Below are 21,261 nucleotides of genomic sequence, written 5' to 3'. Positions count from 1 at the left end.
ATTGTCTTGGAATCGTACACTGTATTTGAAAAAAATGATATACTAAAAATTATGAAAGTAATTAGTAATTCGGTCGAAACGACTCAAAAATTAGCTGAAGACCTGGCAGCTGTTATCTTGCCAGGCACAACAATCTTATTAAATGGTGAATTAGGGGCTGGGAAGACGACCTTTACCCAAGGTTTTGCACGGGCATTAGGAATTAAGCGTCCTGTAAAAAGTCCCACGTTCACTTTGGTTCGAGAATATCAAACCGATCAATTCATGTTATACCATTTGGATGTCTATCGTTTGGGTGAAGAAGGAGGCGCTGAGGATCTAGGCTTATCTGAATATTTCAATGCAGATAGTGTGGCATTGGTCGAGTGGTCTCAATTTATTCAAGCCGATTTACCACAAGCAGTGCTTGTGATTGATTTGGCACGCCTTGATCAAGGTGAAACAGACCAACGTGAAATTAATATTCATGCGGTTGGTGCACAGCCAACCAAAATTTTAATGGATTTGGAGCAACGATATGGAACTAGCAATTAGATTGGCAACTGGTGCAGACAGTGCTGCGCTATTAGCCTTACTTAAAACATTGCAAAGTGAATCGGATACATTTTGTATTGCACAAGATGTTGAAACAATCGATGTGGTTAGTGAATCTGATAATATCGAAGCTTTACAGAATACTTTAAATAATGTCATGTTGGTGGTTGCTGATGATGCAGATAACCTATATGGGATTGCGACAGCCACGGCATCACTCGCGGAACCAACACATGCTGAGGTTGGCATTGCCGTGTTAAAAGACTACCAAGGTTATGGTCTAGCGCAAGCACTGTTAGATGAACTGATTAATTGGGGTGAAACATACAGCTCTAATGACCAACTATGGCTAACCGTTCAAAAGCGAAATACAGTTGCACGCCATATTTATGAAAAATTTGGTTTCGTGTATATACCAAAACAAGCGCAGGGTGTTGACCAAACGACGACGCTTGAAACTGAAGATATGGTTTATCAATTAAAAGGGGGCCGCGAATAAATGAATTTTATTGCAATGGATTTTGAAACGGCCAACGGGAAACGGCATAGTGCAGTTTCTCTAGGTATCGCGGTTGTCCGTAACAATCAATTGGTTGATCAATTTTATAGTTTGATTAAACCAGATGCATCCATTGAATTTGATCGTCGTAATATTCAAATTCATGGGATTACGCCCCGTGATGTAGCAGATGCACCAAGCTTTCCAGAAGTTTGGCACCAAGTACAGCAATTTTATACGCCGGAACAATTAGTGATTGCTCACAATGCACCATTTGATAATGGTGTGTTAAAGGCGAGCTTACAGCATTATGGTTTACAACCGGCGCACTATCTATCACTAGATACAGTTCGCACATCGCGTCGTCTGTATCCAGAATTACCAAATCATAAACTGAATACCGTTTCAGAAGCGCTACACATTGACTTAGAACATCATCACAATGCGTTGGATGATACGGTGGCGGCCGCTGAAATCTTGGTTAAACAGTCAAATCAATTTGGGGTTGATGTATTGAAGCCCCTTGTAAAAGTTATTTAGAAAGAGGTTGTCATATGCAACAAGTTAATTTAATTCAAATGTTCCCAGGCTACGATATTAAACAAAATCAAGCCTTGTCTGCATATACAAATACACGAGTTGGTGGACCAGCGGATTGGATTTTTTGGCCTAAAAAATTAGCTGAATTGAAAGATGTTGTGCGTTATGCACATGATCAAACGATTCCAGTGACTGTTTTGGGGAATGCCTCTAATTTAATTATTGGGGATAATGGTTTATCAGGTCTTGTTATTTTCTTGACGAACTTAACGGACATTACATTAGATACACATACGGTGACAGCTGGAGCGGGAGCGGCCATTATTGATGTGACACAAGTCGCAGCAGAACATAGTTTAACGGGCCTTGAATGGGCTGCCGGCATACCAGGTTCAGTTGGGGGCGCTGTCTTTATGAATGCAGGTGCTTATGGTGGACAAGTGGCTGAATCACTTGTTTCGGCCGATGTCTTAACGCCTACTGGCGAAATTAAGACATATACCAATGCGGAGTTAGACTTTGGTTATCGTCATTCAACGGTTCAAGCAACTGGTGAAATTATTTTGAGCGCGACATTTGCGTTAGCACCAGACGAGCAAACTGCGATTGTTGCGCGCATGGAAGATTTTAATACTCGACGTGCTAGTAAACAGCCACTTGAATATCCTTCATGTGGTTCCGTCTTTAAGCGGCCAGAAGGATATTTTGCAGGTAAGTTAATCATGGATTCAGACTTGCAAGGTTATCAAGTTGGGGGCGCGCAAGTGTCGACTAAGCATGCTGGCTTTATTGTGAATAAAGGGGATGCAACGGGTTCTGATTATGTTGCAGTCATCCAACATGTGCAAGCAACAGTGCAAGCAAAATTTGATGTTGCCTTAGAACCTGAGGTACGCATTTTAGGTAAATAGATTAAATGAAAGAAGGGCAAGAATATGGCAATCGTTGAAACTGTGATTGGGCTGACATTGTTAATTTTAATCGGTAATATTTTGTCCCATTTTTTGCAGCGAATTCCTGTGAGCCTGATTCAAATTGCGCTAGGTTTACTGGTCGCAACGCTCTTCAATGTGAAGATTAGTTTGGATAACGAATGGTTCATGTTGTTATTTGTGGCCCCATTGCTGTATTCGGACGCGTGGAGCTTTCCGAAAAAGGAATTGTGGGAATTACGAGGACCAATTGTTGGAAACGCCATTTTATTGGTGTTCATTACGACGTTAATTGGTGGCTTGGGAATTTATTGGATGATTCCAGCGATGCCGTTATCGGTGGCTTTTGCGATTGCTGCTATTTTGTCACCCACTGATCCGGTCGCCGTTGCATCGATTGGACAAGAAACCAAGTTACCAGGGAATTTAATGAACCTGGTGGCTGGCGAAAGTCTGATTAATGACGCGAGTGGATTGGTCGCCTTTAAGTTTGCAATTGCTGCCACGGTTTCTGGAACTTTTTCATTATTCCGAGCAACATCTGACTTTTTGTATATGACCGTCGTGGCCATGTTGATTGGGCTGGTATTGGGTGTAGCCATTAACCGCTTGCAGATTTGGTTGCTACGTGTGGAAGCAACAACGGCTGTTATTAGTGTCGTTACCAGCATTCTTACGCCATTTTTGATTTACTTAGCGGCAGAAAGTGTCCATGCTTCTGGTGTGATTGCGGTTGTAATTGCCGCCATCATGCAGAATTTGCAGTTAAAGGATGCGACCATTAGTGATGGTGAATTCTATCTAGTTAATCGAACGACGTGGAATGTGTTTAGTTATCTGATGAATGGATTTATTTTTATTTTGCTAGGCATTGAATTGCCAGTTGCCATCAATATCCATCGTGATGCCAGTCATTTAGTACCGGTCCCTGTGTTATTTGTCTATGCCTTTATGACATGGCTATTAATTTTTGGGATTCGTGTGCTTTGGTCGTATCTCAACCAAGTTTGGGAGCGCCGACGTGTCGAAACAACGGAGTTATCGTTTAAGCATGCAATTATGGCCGGCTTAACTGGTGTGCGTGGTGCTGTGACGATGGCCGGTGTGTTATCAGTTCCCTTAACGATTCAGTCGGGGGCTGAGTTTCCTGCCCGCAGTATGATGCTCTTTATAGCCGCAATGGTGATTGTCTTGTCGTTATTAGCAGCCATCATCTTTTTGCCAATCATGGCCAAAATGACTGCGCCTAAGAAGAAAATTGGACAACCACGTTTGGATGTTGCCAAGTATATGTCTGAGCCCCGTGCACATATCTATGTGTTGCAATCGGCTGTTAGTGAATTGGAAAATGAATTAAAGGCATCAAATGCGACCATTGTTTACGAGGCATTGATGCGTTATTACATTAAGATTAGACATTTGCAGATGCATACATTGCAGGCCGAAAAGTTACAAAAAATTTTACGAACAGAATTACGATTTAGAAATATAGCGCTTAATGCGGAGCGCCAAAGCTTAGTGATGCTGCGTCAAAAAGGCCAAATTAGTTTACTGGTATTTGATAGTGAAAATCGACGTTTAGATCGAATTGAGGATGATTTAGCGCAATCAGTACGTGAACGTTCAAGGTATCAAGGAAAATTCAATCTTGAACATTTGTTACGCAATATGGGACGAGCCATCAGAATTTGGCTGAGTCACAGTGACTCTGACCAATTACGAGCTGAATATGCGTTAGCATCAATTGAAATGGCTAAAGCTGGATTGAATGCCATGGTGGCATATGAAACTTCGCACCAAGGCAAAGTGAGTCGCACGGACTTAACAGCAATCAAACACTTGAAGGTCCTTTTTCATTCACGACTATCTAGTCAGACGAGTCCGGTAAAACCAATGAGTCAAAAAACAACAGCAGCGTTAAGACAAGAAATTGGTTTGAATGGGTTTACGGCGGAACGTCAGGCCCTCGAGCATTTAACATCTGCTGGATTTATTGATGCTAAAATTGGGGGAACCATTCGACAGAGTATTAATTTGGATGAGGCAAGTTTCCTAGCGCAACTTGGTGAATAGGAGTAGAAAATGGCAAATATGTTAGATATTTTAAGTCGCATTAGAATCACCCAAATTATTGATGTTTTAATTGTGTGGTGGTTACTCTATCGACTATTTTTGTTAATTCGAGGCACCAAAGCCATCACCCTATTACGTGGTGTTGGGATTGTGGTTGTCGTTAAGTTAGTGAGTTGGTATTTTGATTTAAGTACGATTTCATGGTTAACGAATCAGATTATCAATTGGGGGGTCATTGCGTTAGTCGTGATTTTCCAACCCGAAATTCGACGTGGGTTAGAACATTTGGGACGTTCAGCCCTCTTTAAGAATCATAAAAATGAGGACGATGAGCGCCAGCTGATTACAGCTTTGGATGAAGCGATTCAATATATGTCAAAGCGTCATATTGGCGCTTTGATTTCAATTGAAATGGAAACAGGTTTAGAAGAGTATATGGAAACAGGCATTAAGATTGATGCTGATTTAACCAGCCAGCTCTTGATTCAAACGTTTATTCCAAATACGCCATTGCACGATGGGGCAGTTATCATTAAGGACCGGCGCTTAGCTGTTGCCGCTGCCTATTACCCATTATCTGATAATCCCATGATTCCAAAATCATTGGGGACACGACACCGTGCGGCGGTTGGGATATCTGAAGTTACCGACGCCTTGACGATTGTTGTTTCAGAAGAAACTGGTGGTGTGACATTGACTCGTAATGCTGAATTGATGCAAGACTTATCACGTGATGATTATTTGAAATATTTTGAACGTCAATTGATTACTAAGCAGACAAAGTCAGAGCAACATGCGATTACACGTTTCTTTAATGATTTTAGCTTTAAGCGGGAGGATTAGACATGGACAGTAAATTAAGTAAGCTTGGCTATTTAATTGTCAGTCTAATCTTGGCGATTTTATTAGCCGGTTATGCCAATAGCCAACAAGATAGTTCAGTTACGCGTAACGCCCAGTCTAGAGGAGCAAATGGCGGGACGGGGCACGAAAAAACATTAGGTCTAATTGCAACGAAGAAATCTACTTTTTCTGTGCCACTTCAACTGAATGGTATTGATACGGAAGATTATTATATTAGTGGGGCTCCACAAAACGTTAAAATTACGGTATCAGGTTCATCAGCCTTGGTAACATCTGCACAAAACACGAAAAATTTTCAAGTGTATGCGGATTTAAAGAATTTAACTGAAGGTGAGCACACGATTAATCTAAAAGTATCAGGGATGAGTAACGATTTGACTTACAAGTTAGAACCTGAAAAAGTGACAATGAGTATTGCTAAACGTGCTGTTACAAATTATTCAGTGCAAACAAAGTTTGACAATCAAGCGATTGCCAATGGTTATCATGCCGGCAAACCAACTTCATCAGTTAATGCGGTCGAAGTGATGGGATCAACTGAAAGTGTCCAATCGGTACAAAGCGTCGTCGCAAATGTCAATGTGCCACGTGATACAAAGGCCAATATTCGACAAGATGTCACTTTACAAGCATTAGATGCAAATGGTAAACCTGTTAATGTATCGATTTCACCGCAAGTGACGACGATTAAAATTCCAATTATTGGTGGCGAAGGCAGCCGTCAAGTACCCTTGAAATTTAATGGTAAAAATGGTAATTTGAAAGAATTCAATGTTGATGCTGATGTGAATGAAGTGACGATTAGCGGTGAGACAGACGATATTGAAAAAGTGAAAGATGTTCAATTAGATATTGATTTGAAAGATATTGAACAGACCAAGACACTTAATTTAAACTTGCCGACAAAGAAGCATGTTAAAATGGAACCAGACAATGTAACCGTAGTTGTTACACCTAAGGAGCAAAATTAATTATGGTAGATTTACACTATTTTGGAACAGATGGCGTTAGAGGAGTTGCTAATCAAGAGTTAACACCTGAATTGGCATTCCGTTTAGGACGTATGGGTGGTGCAGTGTTGACGCGCCATGCCGAAGATCGCCAAGCGCGTGTATTGGTAGGTCGTGATACGCGTATGTCAGGTGAAATGCTTGAATCTGCACTTGTTGCTGGTTTGCTTTCAGTTGGGATTGAAATTTTACGCTTGGGAGTTATTTCAACACCTGGTGTTTCTTATTTGGTACAAGCACAGAATGCTGATGCAGGGGTGCAAATTACAGCATCACATAATCCAGCTGAAGACAATGGGATTAAATTCTTTGGTTCAGATGGATTTAAGCTTTCAGATGAACTTGAAGGTGAAATTGAAGTCTTGCTAGATGCACCCGTTGACGAATTGCCTCGACCATCAGCTCAAGGATTAGGAACAGTTTCTAATTTCCCTGAAGGTGGTGCTAAATACCTTTCATACCTACAAACAACTATTCCTGATGACTTGTCAGGTATGAAAATTGCGATTGACGCAGCTAATGGTGCAACGTCAAACTTAGTCACTAATTTGTTTGCCGATTTAGATGCTGACTTCAATACAATGGCTACAACCCCTGATGGTTTGAACATTAATAAGGGTGTTGGTTCAACGCATCCTGAAGCAATCTCAGCCTTCACTGTTGAAAACAATGCACAAGTTGGTTTGGCTTTTGATGGTGACGGTGATCGTTTGATTGCTGCTGATGAAAATGGTGATATCGTCGATGGTGATAAAATCATGTTTATCACTGGAAAGTATCTAGCAGAAAATGGTCGTTTGAAGCAAGACACAATCGTCACAACGGTTATGTCAAATATCGGTATGTATAAGGCAATGGCTGAAAATGATATTAAGTCAGTTAAGACTGATGTTGGTGATCGTTATGTCGTTGAAGAGATGGTTAAGTCAGGTTACAACCTTGGTGGTGAACAATCAGGACACGTGGTGTTCTTGGATTGGGCGAATACTGGTGATGGGCTATTGACGGCCTTGCAATTATTACATGTGATGAAAGCAACTGGTAAGCCACTTTCAGCTTTGGCGGCTGAAATGACAAGCTATCCACAAGTCTTAATTAATGTACAAGTGCAAGATAAGAAAGTCGCACTAGAAAACGCAGAGATTAAGGATGAGATTGCCAGTGTTGAAGCGGAAATGAACGGTAATGGACGTGTCCTAGTACGACCTTCAGGAACGCAAGACTTGCTTCGTGTCATGGTTGAAGCACCTACAGATGAATTAGCACAACAATACGCAGAAAAAATTGTGAAGGTTGTTGAAGAACAAGTAGGTGTTAACTAAGATATTTTGAATTGCGTTAGCAAGGGCGAAAGAGGCACATCATGGCGTTAGCAGGATTTCAAACGTTAGATATTATCGAAGAAATTACACGACTAGATGGCTCTAAATATAAAGAAATTGGTAATTTACTACACAATGGTCAAGCTGAATATGCAGTTGAAGAAGGCATGATTTCAGAAGTGCGTATTTTAAAGTTAAATATTCCACACTCTAATAGTGTTCAGCAATATGAGCAGTTTGTGAATGAACATTTTGACATTCCGGCAGAAGTTGCGATTGATCATTATCAAGAGTGGACGCGACCACCAGAGATGGATCAACTAGTTATTCAAATTTTGAGTGAAAACAAAGTTAGTTAAATGTTTTACTAATATATATTTTCAGTGTAAAAGTTTACTCTTCAGTAAAATGATGTTATATTTATATCAACAACGAATGACCTTTTAATTTTAAGTCCAGAGAGGCTAGTAAGGGTATGGTTTTTGAATAAATTGACACGACTGAAGTGGGCTAACTTTATGCTAAAGCGACAGTCATGCAATTGATGAAAAATCCGAGGACTCTTATGTTCTCGGATTTTTTTGTACCTAATTCTAAATGATCATTGCAAATGGATATTGAGGAGAATAAAAATGACCAGTTTGAAGATTAAAAACGCACGCGTAGTAAAGCATGATAATGAACTTGTTCAGACCGATATTGTTATTCGTGATGGTAAGATTGCTGAAATGGCTCCAACATTGATGGTGAAAACGGATGAGGTGATTGATGCCAAAGGGCAGTTATTGACGCCAGGTTTGGTTGACGTACACGTTCATTTCCGTGAGCCAGGATTTGAGTATAAAGAAACGATTGAAACAGGTTCAAAGGCTTCTGCACGTGGCGGATTCACAACGGTACTTGCAATGCCTAATTTGAATCCTGTACCAAGTACAGTTGAAACATTTAAACAAGTGCAAGCTTTGAACGAAAAAAATGCCGTGATCGATGTAGAGCAATATGCTGCTATCTCAGCCGGTCTAACTTCAGAAGAAGTGGATGACATCCAAGCGCTAGCCGATGCTGGTGCAATTGCATTCACAAATGATGGAAAGGGTGTTCAAAACGCCAAGACAATGCGTGATGCGATGCGTGCAGCTGCAAGTGTGAACCGTCCATTGGTTGCCCACGTTGAAGACGAAAGTTTGGTTGATGGTGGGGTGATGAACTTAGGTGCTCGCTCAGAAGAGTTAGAGTTGCCTGGAATGGATCCATTAGGTGAGTCATCACAACTTGCCCGCGACTTAGTGATTGCAAAAGCAACGGGTGTTCACTATCATGTGGCCCATTTATCAACGAAGGCCTCAGTTGAGTTGGTTCGTATTGCCAAGCAACAAGGTGTGCATGTCACTGCAGAAGTTTCACCACATCACTTATTGTTAGATGAAACAGATATTAATGGAGACAACGCCTTATTCAAGATGAATCCACCGCTACGAACACCAGAAGATCGTACAGCAGTGATTGCCGGATTGTTAGATGGCACATTGGACATGGTTGCAACTGACCATGCCCCACATGCGGTGGAAGAAAAAGATCGTAGCTTTATGGGTGCAGCATTTGGAATTACTGGGATTGAAACAAGTTTCCAATTACTTTATACCCACTTAGTACGTTCAGGTGTTGCCACGATGGAACAATTATTGACTTGGATGGTTGCTAATCCAGTTGAGGACTTTAATTTAGACGCACCAACGACTTTAGCCGTTGGTCAAGTTGCGAATATGAGTTTGTTTGATATTGATCAGGCACACACTATTACAGCCGATGAATTTGTTTCAAAGGGTGTTAACTCACCATTTATCGGCGAAACGATTTACGGACAAACAAGCATGACTTTCTTGAATGGGGAAGTTGTTTACGACGCATCAGCACAATAAAAAGGAGCAGATATGAAGCGCTATCTTGTACTAGAAAATGGATCAGTATATGCCGGTGAAGGCTTTGGTTCAACAAAGCCAGTTGTTGGAGAACTTGTTTTTAACACTGGTATGTCAGGCTATCAAGAATCAATCACTGACCTCTCATATTATGGTCAAATTTTGACTTTTACCTATCCTTTGATTGGAAACTATGGGATTAATCGTGATGATTTTGAATCATTTAAGCCAGCAGCTTCTGCGATTGTGACGCATGAAATTGCGCGTCGTCCATCGAACTGGCGTTCACAAATGTCAATTGCTGAATGGGCTGAACGTCATGACTTGCCAGGAATTACTGGCGTTGACACACGTGCATTAACAAAAGAATTGCGTGATTATGGTGTTTTGAAGGCAATCATTGTTGATGAAGTAACAGATTCAACTATTTCAGACTTACAAGCAACTGAATTGCCAACAAATCAAGTTGCTGAAGTTGGCAGTAAAAACATGTACGTCAATCCAACTGATGGCGTAACGATTGCGTTGATTGATTTTGGACTTAAAAATTCAATTTTACGTTCACTAGCGCGTCGTAATGTGAATGTACAAGTTTTCCCAGCAACAGTTGATGCACAAACAATTTTGGACGCTGACCCTGATGGTGTCTTGCTATCAAATGGACCTGGTGATCCTGAATCAGTTGCTGGTATCCAAGATGTTATTCGTGAACTAGAAGAAAAATTGCCATTAATGGGAATTTGTTTGGGACACCAATTATTTGCACTTGCTAATGGGGCCCAAACAATGAAGATGAAGTTTGGTCATCGTGGATTTAACCACGCCGTTAAGGACCGTTTGACAGGTAAGACAAATTTCACATCACAAAATCACGGTTACGTGGTTGATGGTGATTCAGTTCAGGAAACAAATCTTGAAGTGACGCAATATGAAATTAACGACGGCTCAGTTGAAGGGCTACGTTTGAAAAATCATCAAGCGTTCTCAGTGCAATATCATCCCGATGCTGCGCCAGGACCACATGATGCTGAATACTTATTTGATGAATTCCTAGAAATGATTGCTGCTCACAAGGAGGACCAAACAAATGCCTAAGCGCGAAGACATTCAAAAGATTTTAGTGATTGGATCTGGACCAATTGTGATTGGACAAGCTGCTGAATTCGATTATTCAGGAACACAAGCTGCAATGTCATTGAAAGAAGAAGGCTATGAAGTTGTTTTGGTTAACTCAAACCCAGCAACAATCATGACTGATACGGAAATGGCAGATAAGGTGTACATCGAACCTTTGACTTTAGAGTTCTTGGAACGTATCTTACGTAAAGAACGCCCAGATGCAATTGTGCCAACGCTAGGTGGACAAACTGGCTTGAACATGGCGAAAGATTTGGCCGAAGCTGGTGTATTGGACGAACTTAGCATTGAATTGCTAGGAACAAAATTGTCAGCCATTGAAGAAGCTGAAGACCGTGAAGAATTTAAGGATTTGATGGAACGTTTGAACGAACCAGTTCCTGAATCAACAATTGCAACAACTGTTCAAGAAGCACTTGATTTTGCTGATACACATTCATATCCCGTGATTGTGCGTCCGGCCTACACATTAGGTGGAACTGGTGGTGGAATCGCCAACAACTACAATGAATTACTTGAAATTGCTGAAAATGGACTTGAATTGTCACCAGTTACACAAGTATTGATCGAACGTTCAATTGCTGGATTTAAAGAAATTGAATTTGAAGTGATGCGTGATGCAGACGACAATGCGTTGATTGTGGCATCAATGGAAAATTTTGATCCCGTGGGTGTTCACACTGGGGATTCAATCGTTATGGCACCGGTTCAAACGCTTTCAGACCGTGAATATCAAATGATGCGTGATGCAGCGTTGAAGATTATTCGTGCGTTGAATATTGAGGGTGGTGTTAATATCCAAATGGCTTTGGATCCAAAGTCATACAAATATTACATTATTGAAGTTAACCCACGTGTTTCACGTTCATCAGCGTTAGCATCAAAGGCAACTGGTTATCCAATTGCTAAGATGGCCGCTAAAATTGCCGTTGGTTTAACTTTAGATGAAATTACAAATCCAGTTACAGGAACAACAATGGCTGAATTTGAACCTGCATTAGACTATGTCATTGTTAAAATTCCGCGTTGGCCTTTTGATAAGTTTGTGACAGCGGATCGTCGTTTGGGTACACAAATGAAGGCAACTGGTGAAGTCATGGCCATTGGTCGTAACATTGAAGAAGCGATGAACAAGGCTGTTCGTTCGCTTGAAATTGGTGTGACTGGGCTTGATGACATGCGTTTTGAAGGCACAACAGATGCTGACTTATTAGATGCTTTGATGCCAGCTCGTGATGACCGTCTCTTTATGGTTGCAGAATTGCTCCGTCGTGGTGTAACACCTGAGGCAATTCATGACCGGACTCAAATTGATTTGTTCTTCTTAGACAAATTGTTGCACATCATTGAAATTGAACAAGCATTACAAGCTAATGTTGGTGATATTGAGACATTGGAACTTGCTAAAAAGAATGGTTTTGCTGACCGCACAGTGGCAGGGCTATGGGGCAAGACTGAACATGAAGTTAAGGAACTACGTGATCAAAACAACTTGCAACCTGTTTATAAGATGGTAGACACGGTGGCAGCTGAATTCGAATCACAAACACCTTACTATTACTCAAGTTATGAACAAGTCAATGAATCAGCTAAGACTGATCGTGAAAGTGTCTTGGTATTGGGTTCAGGGCCAATTAGAATTGGACAAGGTGTGGAGTTTGACTATGCCACAGTTCATGCAGTTAAGGCGATTCAAGCTGCTGGTTACGAAGCCATTATTATGAATTCAAATCCAGAAACTGTTTCAACTGACTTCTCAGTTTCAGACAAGCTTTATTTTGAACCATTGACGCTTGAAGATGTTTTGAATGTGATTGAATTAGAACAACCAAAGGGTGTTGTTGTACAATTCGGTGGTCAAACAGCGATTAACTTAGCTGCGCCATTGGAACAACATGGTGTTCATATTCTTGGAACATCAGTTGCTGATTTGGACCGTGCTGAAGACCGTGAAGAGTTTGATCAAGTTATTAAGACTTTGCAATTACCACAACCAGTTGGTAAGACTGCAACAACAGTCCCAGGCGCCTTGGCAGCTGCTGAAGAAATTGGCTATCCAGTACTTGTTCGTCCATCATATGTTTTGGGTGGACGTGCCATGGAAATCGTGTCAAATTCAGATGAATTAGCTGATTATATGGGACGTGCCGTGCAAGTTTCAAATGATCATCCAGTGTTGATTGACTCATACTTAGTTGGTCAAGAAGCAGAAGTTGATGTGCTATCAGATGGTGAGACAGCCGTAATTCCTGGAATTATGGAACACGTTGAACGTGCAGGTGTCCACTCTGGTGATTCAATGTCCGTTTATCCATCGCAATCTTTGAGCCAAAAGGTTAAGGACGAAATGACAGCTGCTTCAATCGCCTTGGCGAAAGCCATGAACACTGTTGGCTTGATGAACGTACAGTTCGTTATTCATGACAATACAGCCTATGTCATTGAAGTGAATCCACGTGCATCTCGAACGGTGCCATTCATTTCAAAGGTGACACATTTGAAGTTAGCACAACTCGCAACACGTGTGATGTTGGGTGAAACGCTTGCCGATATGGGATTTGAAACTGGTTTGATTCCTGAAAGTGACGAAGTACATGTGAAGGCACCAATCTTCTCATTTACGAAGTTACCAATGGTTGATTCATTGCTTGGACCTGAAATGAAGTCAACTGGTGAAGTTATGGGATCTGACCGCACATACGAGAAGGCGCTTTATAAGGCTTTCGAAGCATCAAATATCAAGATTCCAGAATTTGGAACGGTGTTGCTAACAGTGGCTGATAATGACAAGGAAGAAGCATTAGCATTGGCTAAGCGTTTCGACCGTCTTGGCTTTATGTTAGTAACAACGGAAGGAACTGGAAAGTTCTTCGCCGAAAATGACTTACGTGTTGAAATTGTGGACAAGATTTCTGAATCTGAAAACAATGCTGTGACTGCTTTGCGTGATGGTCGTTTGCAAATCGCCATTAACACAACGCAAGCAGATGAACTTGCTGAAAGTGATGGACGTAAGATTCGTAATACAGCCATTGAAAATGCCATTCCATTGTTTACGAATTTGGATACAGTTTCAGCCTTATTGCGTGTGCTTGAAGGTCGTTCATTCGATGTTGAAGCAATGCGTTAAGCATATTACCCGCCAGCTTTGCTGGCATACATAACTATAGAAATAGGAGTTTCAGTATATGAATGAAGTGTTTATTGCCTTAGATTTTGAAGATAAAACGCAAGCATGGGACTTTTTGAATCAATTCCCAACAGATGTGCGCCCAGCAGTTAAGATTGGCATGGAATTATTCTATCGTGAAGGTCCTAGCTTTATTGAAGCGATTAAAGCAGCCGGATTTACCGTCTTTTTGGATTTAAAATTATATGACATTCCAAATACGGTGGCCCATGCTGTACGTAATTTAGCCCGTTTAGATATTGATTATTTAACATTGCACACGGCGGGTGGTGTTGAAATGATGCAAGGTGCAGTTGCCGGAGCTAAAGAAGGTGCACAAGCTGTGGGCGTACAAGCGCCTAAGTTGCTTGGGATTACACAATTAACATCATTTTCTGAAGCAAGTATGCAAGCAACTCAACTTGTACAAGCAACGATGGCTGAGTCAGTGACACATTTGGCACGTTTGGCTGATGAAGCCGGGTTAGATGGTACAATTTCATCTGCCTTTGAATCAGAAGCAATTCATGCTGCAACCTCAGATGGCTTTTTGTCAATTACACCCGGCATTCGTTTGGCGGGGGATGCTGCGGGCGATCAAAGCCGTGTGGTGACACCAGGCCGAGCTAAGGAAATGCAAGCTGATGGCATTGTGGTTGGCCGTTCAATTACCCAAGCGACTGATCCAGTAGCCGCATATCAAAAAGTAATGACTGAATTTACGCAAGGAGCTTAAACATGACTGATTATAAAAAAGAAGTAGCACAAGCCTTATTAGATATTCAAGCTGTAAAGCTACAACCAAATGATCCCTTTACATGGGCATCAGGTTTGAAGAGCCCAATTTATACAGATAATCGTAAGACGATTAGCTTTCCAAAAGTCCGCCGCTTAATTGCGAATGGATTGGCTGAATTGGTAAAGGAACAATATCCACAAGCAACAGCCATTGGTGGGGTTGCGACGGCTGGAATTCCACATGCTGCTTGGGTGGCAGAAGTATTAGACCTACCAATGGTTTATGTCCGTTCAAAGCCAAAGGACCATGGTGCTGGAAAGCAAATCGAAGGTGCAATTACATCAGATGATTCAGTTGTACTCATTGACGATTTAATTTCAACTGGTGGTTCTGTCTTAGGTGCTGTTGATGCAGTCCGTCGTGAAGGAAGTGAAGTTGCGGGTGTACTATCAATTTTCTCTTATGAATTACCAGCAGCCGATACAAACTTTGCAGCAGCCGATACGCAGTTTTCTCCGTTGACAACTTATTCTGCTTTGCTTGATGTTCAAAAGACGGCTGGTGTGTTGTCAGAAGAAGATTTGAATGCTTTACAAGAATGGCGTTTGGATCCAAAAGCATGGAGTGAGCAACATTCAAATTAAATATTAAAAAACCTTAGCGGAATGCTAAGGTTTTTTTTAGTTCCAAGGGGGAAGCTATCAGAAGAAAACTCCTTTCCGGTAAACTATACCTTTATCGGTATTACTGTTAAAATGGATAAATAGATTATACTTTTTGAAAGGTGATTAGGCATGAATATTGGATTGTTCACAGATACTTATTTCCCGCAGGTGTCAGGGGTTGCAACGTCAATTAAAACATTGAAAGAACAACTTGAAGCACAAGGGCATCAAGTATACATTTTTACGTCGACAGATCCTAAAGTGGATGAAGACATGGTGGAACCGCATATTTATCGCTTTTCAAGTGTTCCTTTTGTGTGGTTTAAAGACCGTCGTATGACTTATCGTGGTGGCTTTCAAGCGCTACAAATTGCTAAAGATCTAAAGTTAGATATTGTGCATACTCAAACTGAATTTTCTCTAGGCATGATTGGAAAATTTGTCGCACGCCAAATGAAAATTCCGATTGTCCATACTTTCCATACGAACTATGAGGACTATTTGCATTACATTGCGAATGGTAAGATTATTCGACCCGGAGGCGTGGCAGTGATTGCACGTAACTTTATGCACGGGATGACGGGAATTATTTCACCATCGCGTCAAACATTTGAAACGTTACAAGCTTATAAAGTGGAAGCACCGGTTGTCATTATTCCAACGGGTGTTAAAATTGCACATGCCGCTAGTGAAGACAAGAGTGCTGCGTTATATGATCAGTTGGGATTAACGCCTGAGACACCGATTGTTGTGTCAATTGGACGTGTTGCTTTTGAAAAAAACATCGATGCTGTACTATCAGCATTTGCGATGGTTTTGCAAGATGTACCAACTGCTAAATTTATCATTGTCGGTGATGGTCCAGCTCGTAGTGCTTTAGAGGAACATGCAGCAAGTTTGGACATCAAGGATAGTGTTATTTTTGTTGGCGAAATTGAGCACGATGATACGTATAGCTATTATCGGTTAGGAGACGTCTTTGCTTCTGCTTCGACATCTGAGACACAAGGGATTACTTTTATTGAGTCAATTACTGCTGATACACCGGTTGTGGCGATCCGTAGTGAATACATGGATGATCTGATTCATGATGAAAATATCGGAACGCTTGTTGACGAGCCTTACGAACTCGTACCGGCATTAGTGAAGTATCTGCAAGCTAAACAAGCTGGACAAATCTTGGGGCAGCCAGACGCTCGAGCTAATTTGTTACATCAAATTGATGAAAAAACATTTGGTCAAGGGGTCTATGACTTCTATCAAGAAGCAATCGAGATTTACCACGATGATGAGGATGATGAAAGCGCTGAGATGAACAATGCTGAATATGTTCGCTCATTTTTACATCCATTTAGGAGAGAACAAAATGATTAAAATTACGATGTTTTCTGCGGCTGAAACCGTACCAGGTCAAGGGGTTGGTTCAGCCTATCGAGAGCTAGTTAATTTATTGGAAGCTAAATTTCCAAATGAATTTCCATTAACATTCAATAAATACAGTCGAGCTGATATCAGTCATTACCACACAATTAATCCCACTTTTTTCATCAGTACTTTTTTGCCTGGACGTGGACGCAAAATTGGTTACGTGCATTTTTTGCCTGAAACACTCGAAGATTCAATTAAATTACCGCAACCAATTAAATCAATGTTTTATTGGTATGTCATGACATTTTATAAGCGCATGGATCATATCGTGGTTGTTAATCCAACGTTTATCGATAAATTGGTTGCACTAGGGGTTAAACGTGAAAAGGTCACGTATATTCCTAATTTCGTTTCAAAAGATACTTTTTATCCCTTACCTGATGAAGAACGCGTCGAATGGCGCAAAAAAATTGGGTTTACAGCAGACCAATATATTATTCTCGGTGTTGGACAAGTGCAAGAGCGTAAAGGTGTTTGGGATTTCATTAAGTTAGCTGAACAAAATCCACAGTGGCAATTCGTTTGGACTGGTGGTTTTTCTTTTGGTGCCATGACGGCAGGGTATGAGGAACTAAAGCGTGTGGTTGATAATCCGCCGGAGAATTTGACTTTCACGGGTATTGTTGATCGGAGCGAGATGAATGCCTATTACAATATGGCAGATGTCTTTTTATTACCAAGTTATACAGAACTCTTTCCAATGTCAGCATTGGAAGCCTTTAGCACGGGAACGCCAACTGTTTTGCGTGACTTAGATTTATACAAAGCAATTATTGAAGGCTATTATTTGCCAGCAACTGACCGTGATGGAATGCAACAAGCGCTTGAGCAAATTGAACAAGATGCTGATTTGAAAAAGGAACTTTCAAATAATGCCTTAGCGGCTTCAGAACGTTATTCAGCAGATAATGTGGCAAAAATTTGGCAAAAATTTTATACGGAACAAGCTGAGGTCAAAAAATGACAAAAAAAAATAGTATCGTTTTTGTTTTAATGCTTGTTTTGGGTGTGATTATCTTTTGGTGGTCCTTTCGTGATGTGAGCTGGGAACAATTTGCGCATAGTATGGGTAATGCAAATTGGGGCTGGCTGGCACTAGCTGTTTTGGCAATGATTATCTATCTTGTCTTAGAAGCAGTGGTTGTCAAAATTTTCGTGGATGATATTCATGAGAAAATATCTTGGCGAGATGCGTTACGGGTGCCATTGGTCGAACAATTAGGGAATGGCATCACGCCATTTGCTGCGGGTGGACAACCTATGCAAATGGTCGCTTTGGCCCAGTCTGGTATTGACGTTGGTCGCGCTGGCTCTATTTTGACGATGAAATTTATTATTTATCAAGGGATGATTGTCGTTAATTTTCTGATTGCCTTGGTTATTGGGTATCAGTATTTAACCGAAACGATTCATAGTTGGACGGTTGTGCTCTTTTTAGGTTTTCTAGTGCACTTGTTTGTCATCATTGCACTCTTGATGGTCATGTACTGGCCTAAGGCAACCGATTGGTTAGTGCAAACCTTTACTAAAGTGGTGCGACCAATTTCAGAAAAAAAGGCAAACCAATGGCAAAATGTTCTTGAAGAAAAGGTTGCTAATTTTCATCAAGAAAGTGATATGATGCGCAAAAACTACATGCCAGTGCTTAAAGCGATGGCCGTGACTTTTGTGCAATTAATGGCTTTTTACCTAATTCCTTATTTTATTTTATTGGGATTAGGGGCGAACCATGTTGATTTGTTATTAGTGATGGCTTTAAATGTGTTAATTGTGATGGTGATTTCACTATTTCCAATTCCTGGTGGCGCTGGTGGGGCTGAAATTGGATTTTCAGTTTTGTTTGCACAATTCTTACCATCACATGCGCAACTTGTGATTGCGATGATACTATGGCGCTTGATCACGTATTATTTTGGAATGTTTGCAGGAATTTTTGCTTTCAATATTCCAACGACTTCTAAGCAATTGCAGAAAAGCAAGTAAGTTAAGTATGGATTAATGTGTTTCACATATAATTTAACTTATGATTATGTAAGATGGGGTAAGTAGACATGCAACGTGTGACGAGTGCTGCAAAAAAATGTAGTTCATTTCTTTTTAATTCAACAATGGGCTTTTTCATTTTGAATGTATTCTTTGTTTGGTTAAAAACCTACTCAGTGTACCAAAATGATTTTAGCCTAGGGGCCAAAGGGCCAATGCAGCAATTCTTGTTGATATTAAATCCGATTCCAACGGCGATTATTTTTATCAGTTTGGGATTGTACTTTAGAGGGAAAGCATCTTATTGGACGATGCTTTTCATGAATTTGTTACAGTCAATTTGGCTGTTTTCAAATGTGTTATATTATCGAGAATTTTCAGACTTCCTATCATTGAATATTATGAGTTCAAGTGGGGCGGCTGGAAATAACTTGGGACTGGCGTTAGGCGGTATTATTAAAGGGACCGATTTCCTGATTTTTGCTGACTTAGTGGCTTTGGTCTTATTGATTGCGTTTAAGCAAATTCACGTTAATCGTAAGACAGTTCGTAAGCGCATTGCTGGTTTGACCACGATCTTAGGAGTCTTTTTGATGTTTGTTGGTTATGGTCTCGCTGAAACAGACCGTTCTGGTTTGTTGGTGCGAACTTTTGACAATAACTATATTGTTAAATATCTCGGATTAAACGAGTACGCGGCTTATAACATCTATAAAACACAAAAGACCGCAGAAGTTAAAAAACAAGCAACACCTCAAACTTTAGAAAAGGTTGATAAGTTTGTTAAAGAGAATCAAACGACACCAAACCCTGAATACTACGGTTCATTAAAGGGCAAGAATGTGATTATGTTCCATTTGGAATCTTTCCAACAATTTATGATTGATTATAAGGTTGATGGGAAAGAAGTAACGCCTAATATTAATCGTTTCTACCATAGCCAAGATTCATTATCATTTGATAATTTCTACAACCAAGTTGGACAAGGTAAAACCGCAGATGCCGAGACCATGTTAGAAACTGGTTTGTATGGAACTGAATCTGGGTCTTCAATGGTGAACTATGGTTCAACGAATACGTACCAAGCGGTGCCAAATATCTTGGACCAAAAGGGTTATACCACAGCGGCCTTCCACGGGGATGTCGCTAGTTTCTGGAATCGTGATAACACCTATAAGAACTGGGGTTATGATTATTTCTTTAGTAAGCCATTCTTTGAGGGTGGTGATAAAGATAATTACAATATTGGGTATGGGATGAAAGACAAGATTTTCTTGAAGGAATCTGCGCAATATTTGGAACGTCTACCACAACCTTATTATGCCAAGATGATTACAGTGACTAATCATTACCCATATGACTTGGACAAAGAGAACATTTCAATTGAAAAAACTGAGACAGGTGACAAGACCGTGGATGGCTATGTCCAAACAGCGCGTTATCTAGATCAAGCTTTTGGTGAATTTGAGAAGTATCTAAAAGACTCAGGTATGTATGATAATACAGTGCTTGTGCTATACGGTGATCATTATGGTATTTCAGAAAACCATCCAGATGCGATTGCAAAGCTAATGGGTAAGGATTCAGTAACACCTTATGATTTGGCTAATTGGCAAAAGGTACCGTTTATTGTCCATTCACCTGGATTAGAAGGTAAGGGTGGCGTTAATCACACTTATGGTGGTGAAATTGATGTCATGCCAACTTTGATGCACTTGTTGGGCATTTCAACCAAGAATAACATTCAATTTGGGCAAGACTTGTTAGCTAAGGATCGTAAAGAAGTGGTACCATTCAGAAATAGTACCTTTGCTTCTAAGGATTATATTAAGTACGGTGGTGATTATTATGTTACTTCAACCGGTACTAAGATTGATCCAAAGGAAGATTTGCGAGCTAAGCAAATTATCGATGATAATCAAAAGTATGTTAACGATAGTTTAAGCTATTCTGATCAAGTGCAGACAGGAGACCTCTTACGTTTCCATACCTTACCTGGTTATAAGCCAGATAAGGCAAGTGACTATTCTTATAAGAAGTCAGATACGATGAAGGCGTTAGAAGAATCTGATAAGAAGAAGCCAACGTCAGCTCTGAATAAGAACAAGGGTAAGTCAACTGAATATAAAACGGATGCCCCTGAATTGGGTGGTCAGCCGCAAACAATTGATCAAGATGATTCTGACGATGAATCCGATGGTAATTCAGATAGTCAATAGTTTTAAACAAAAAGAAGCGTGTCGCTCGACACGTTTCTTTTTTTGTAGAAATGTGTTGACCTGAGTAGTGTATTCATGTATATTAATTGAGTTGGGTTTTTAAGGAGTTGCATTAAGCAACAGGCAATAAATAATTTATAAAAATTAGTTGTTGACTTTTCAAACATGACACTGTATTATTAATTAAGTTGTCGCAAGCAAGTTGCTTGACCAACAAGTAGATCATTG

18 protein-coding genes are annotated in these 21,261 nt (G+C 40.5%); all 18 read left to right on the top strand.

Features of this window, described 5'->3' with window-relative positions:
- Window positions 1-51 precede the first annotated feature (51 nt).
- The 18 genes from tsaE (at window position 52) to IV67_RS01035 (ending at window position 21,033) form a co-directional block, all read left to right on the top strand.
- On the top strand, window positions 52-534 hold the full coding sequence (gene tsaE / locus IV67_RS01120; RefSeq protein ID WP_057786339.1) for a tRNA (adenosine(37)-N6)-threonylcarbamoyltransferase complex ATPase subunit type 1 TsaE: 483 nt from the start codon (window positions 52-54) through the stop codon (window positions 532-534).
- Window positions 518-1,033 carry a GNAT family N-acetyltransferase gene (locus IV67_RS01115; RefSeq protein ID WP_057786291.1) on the top strand — a complete coding sequence of 172 codons (516 nt, stop codon included), beginning with the start codon at window positions 518-520 and terminating at the stop codon, window positions 1,031-1,033. Before tsaE ends, IV67_RS01115 begins: the two co-directional genes overlap by 17 nt.
- Window positions 1,034-1,573, top strand: a complete 540-nt coding sequence (locus tag IV67_RS01110) for a 3'-5' exonuclease (RefSeq protein WP_057786288.1) — start codon at window positions 1,034-1,036, stop codon at window positions 1,571-1,573.
- A gap of 14 nt (window positions 1,574-1,587) precedes the next feature.
- Window positions 1,588-2,484, top strand: a complete 897-nt coding sequence (gene murB / locus IV67_RS01105; protein WP_057786286.1) for a UDP-N-acetylmuramate dehydrogenase — start codon at window positions 1,588-1,590, stop codon at window positions 2,482-2,484.
- A gap of 24 nt (window positions 2,485-2,508) precedes the next feature.
- A complete protein-coding gene (locus tag IV67_RS01100; protein ID WP_057786284.1) occupies window positions 2,509-4,578 on the top strand; it encodes a Na+/H+ antiporter in 2,070 nt (689 codons plus the stop codon).
- 18 nt (window positions 4,579-4,596) lie between these two features.
- A complete protein-coding gene (cdaA, locus tag IV67_RS01095) occupies window positions 4,597-5,421 on the top strand; it encodes a diadenylate cyclase CdaA (RefSeq protein WP_083486637.1) in 825 nt (274 codons plus the stop codon).
- Window positions 5,422-5,423: 2 nt separating this feature from the next.
- Window positions 5,424-6,413 (top strand): CdaR family protein, encoded by a 990-nt coding sequence (locus IV67_RS01090; protein ID WP_057786279.1) that lies wholly within the window; start codon window positions 5,424-5,426, stop codon window positions 6,411-6,413.
- A 2-nt stretch (window positions 6,414-6,415) separates the two neighbouring features.
- Window positions 6,416-7,774, top strand: coding sequence for a phosphoglucosamine mutase (gene glmM / locus IV67_RS01085; RefSeq protein ID WP_057786277.1), 1,359 nt, complete (start codon window positions 6,416-6,418; stop codon window positions 7,772-7,774).
- A 41-nt stretch (window positions 7,775-7,815) separates the two neighbouring features.
- Entirely contained in the window at window positions 7,816-8,133 is a 318-nt protein-coding gene (locus IV67_RS01080; RefSeq protein WP_057786276.1) for a hypothetical protein, read from the top strand.
- Window positions 8,134-8,406: 273 nt separating this feature from the next.
- On the top strand, window positions 8,407-9,693 hold the full coding sequence (locus IV67_RS01075; RefSeq protein WP_057786274.1) for a dihydroorotase: 1,287 nt from the start codon (window positions 8,407-8,409) through the stop codon (window positions 9,691-9,693).
- Between the two features lie 12 nt (window positions 9,694-9,705).
- On the top strand, window positions 9,706-10,788 hold the full coding sequence (locus IV67_RS01070) for a carbamoyl phosphate synthase small subunit (RefSeq protein ID WP_057786272.1): 1,083 nt from the start codon (window positions 9,706-9,708) through the stop codon (window positions 10,786-10,788).
- A complete protein-coding gene (gene carB / locus IV67_RS01065) occupies window positions 10,781-13,960 on the top strand; it encodes a carbamoyl-phosphate synthase large subunit (RefSeq protein WP_057786270.1) in 3,180 nt (1,059 codons plus the stop codon). The genes IV67_RS01070 and carB overlap by 8 nt, the downstream gene beginning before the upstream one ends.
- A gap of 58 nt (window positions 13,961-14,018) precedes the next feature.
- Window positions 14,019-14,735 (top strand): orotidine-5'-phosphate decarboxylase, encoded by a 717-nt coding sequence (gene pyrF, locus IV67_RS01060; protein ID WP_057786268.1) that lies wholly within the window; start codon window positions 14,019-14,021, stop codon window positions 14,733-14,735.
- Window positions 14,736-14,737: 2 nt separating this feature from the next.
- Window positions 14,738-15,382 carry an orotate phosphoribosyltransferase gene (pyrE, locus tag IV67_RS01055; RefSeq protein WP_057786266.1) on the top strand — a complete coding sequence of 215 codons (645 nt, stop codon included), beginning with the start codon at window positions 14,738-14,740 and terminating at the stop codon, window positions 15,380-15,382.
- A 150-nt stretch (window positions 15,383-15,532) separates the two neighbouring features.
- Window positions 15,533-16,777 (top strand): glycosyltransferase family 4 protein, encoded by a 1,245-nt coding sequence (locus tag IV67_RS01050; RefSeq protein WP_057786264.1) that lies wholly within the window; start codon window positions 15,533-15,535, stop codon window positions 16,775-16,777.
- On the top strand, window positions 16,770-17,795 hold the full coding sequence (locus IV67_RS01045; protein ID WP_057786261.1) for a glycosyltransferase family 4 protein: 1,026 nt from the start codon (window positions 16,770-16,772) through the stop codon (window positions 17,793-17,795). The genes IV67_RS01050 and IV67_RS01045 overlap by 8 nt, the downstream gene beginning before the upstream one ends.
- Window positions 17,792-18,814: a lysylphosphatidylglycerol synthase transmembrane domain-containing protein gene (locus tag IV67_RS01040; protein ID WP_057786259.1), complete on the top strand. Its 1,023-nt coding sequence runs from the start codon at window positions 17,792-17,794 to the stop codon at window positions 18,812-18,814. Before IV67_RS01045 ends, IV67_RS01040 begins: the two co-directional genes overlap by 4 nt.
- 68 nt (window positions 18,815-18,882) lie before the next feature.
- Entirely contained in the window at window positions 18,883-21,033 is a 2,151-nt protein-coding gene (locus IV67_RS01035; RefSeq protein WP_057786257.1) for an LTA synthase family protein, read from the top strand.
- The last annotated feature ends 228 nt before the right edge of the window (window positions 21,034-21,261 follow it).

The sequence above is a fragment of the Weissella minor genome (assembly GCF_001437425.1).
GTDB lineage: Bacteria > Bacillota > Bacilli > Lactobacillales > Lactobacillaceae > Weissella > Weissella minor.
The sequence above is the reverse complement of the archived record's forward strand: the minus strand, read 5'-3'. Positions and strand labels throughout refer to the sequence as shown.

Bases quoted from the DNA above. Each gene is read 5' to 3' on its own strand.
- IV67_RS01070 (WP_057786272.1), top strand. From the start codon at position 9,706: ATGAAGCGCTATCTTGTACTAGAAAATGGATCAGTATATGCCGGTGAA.
- IV67_RS01115 (WP_057786291.1), top strand. From the start codon at position 518: ATGGAACTAGCAATTAGATTGGCAACTGGTGCAGACAGTGCTGCGCTA.
- tsaE (WP_057786339.1), top strand. From the start codon at position 52: ATGAAAGTAATTAGTAATTCGGTCGAAACGACTCAAAAATTAGCTGAA.
- IV67_RS01080 (WP_057786276.1), top strand. From the start codon at position 7,816: ATGGCGTTAGCAGGATTTCAAACGTTAGATATTATCGAAGAAATTACA.
- IV67_RS01075 (WP_057786274.1), top strand. From the start codon at position 8,407: ATGACCAGTTTGAAGATTAAAAACGCACGCGTAGTAAAGCATGATAAT.
- IV67_RS01035 (WP_057786257.1), top strand. From the start codon at position 18,883: ATGCAACGTGTGACGAGTGCTGCAAAAAAATGTAGTTCATTTCTTTTT.
- cdaA (WP_083486637.1), top strand. From the start codon at position 4,597: ATGTTAGATATTTTAAGTCGCATTAGAATCACCCAAATTATTGATGTT.
- carB (WP_057786270.1), top strand. From the start codon at position 10,781: ATGCCTAAGCGCGAAGACATTCAAAAGATTTTAGTGATTGGATCTGGA.
- IV67_RS01100 (WP_057786284.1), top strand. From the start codon at position 2,509: ATGGCAATCGTTGAAACTGTGATTGGGCTGACATTGTTAATTTTAATC.
- IV67_RS01090 (WP_057786279.1), top strand. From the start codon at position 5,424: ATGGACAGTAAATTAAGTAAGCTTGGCTATTTAATTGTCAGTCTAATC.
- pyrE (WP_057786266.1), top strand. From the start codon at position 14,738: ATGACTGATTATAAAAAAGAAGTAGCACAAGCCTTATTAGATATTCAA.
- IV67_RS01050 (WP_057786264.1), top strand. From the start codon at position 15,533: ATGAATATTGGATTGTTCACAGATACTTATTTCCCGCAGGTGTCAGGG.
- glmM (WP_057786277.1), top strand. From the start codon at position 6,416: ATGGTAGATTTACACTATTTTGGAACAGATGGCGTTAGAGGAGTTGCT.
- murB (WP_057786286.1), top strand. From the start codon at position 1,588: ATGCAACAAGTTAATTTAATTCAAATGTTCCCAGGCTACGATATTAAA.
- IV67_RS01040 (WP_057786259.1), top strand. From the start codon at position 17,792: ATGACAAAAAAAAATAGTATCGTTTTTGTTTTAATGCTTGTTTTGGGT.
- IV67_RS01110 (WP_057786288.1), top strand. From the start codon at position 1,034: ATGAATTTTATTGCAATGGATTTTGAAACGGCCAACGGGAAACGGCAT.
- pyrF (WP_057786268.1), top strand. From the start codon at position 14,019: ATGAATGAAGTGTTTATTGCCTTAGATTTTGAAGATAAAACGCAAGCA.
- IV67_RS01045 (WP_057786261.1), top strand. From the start codon at position 16,770: ATGATTAAAATTACGATGTTTTCTGCGGCTGAAACCGTACCAGGTCAA.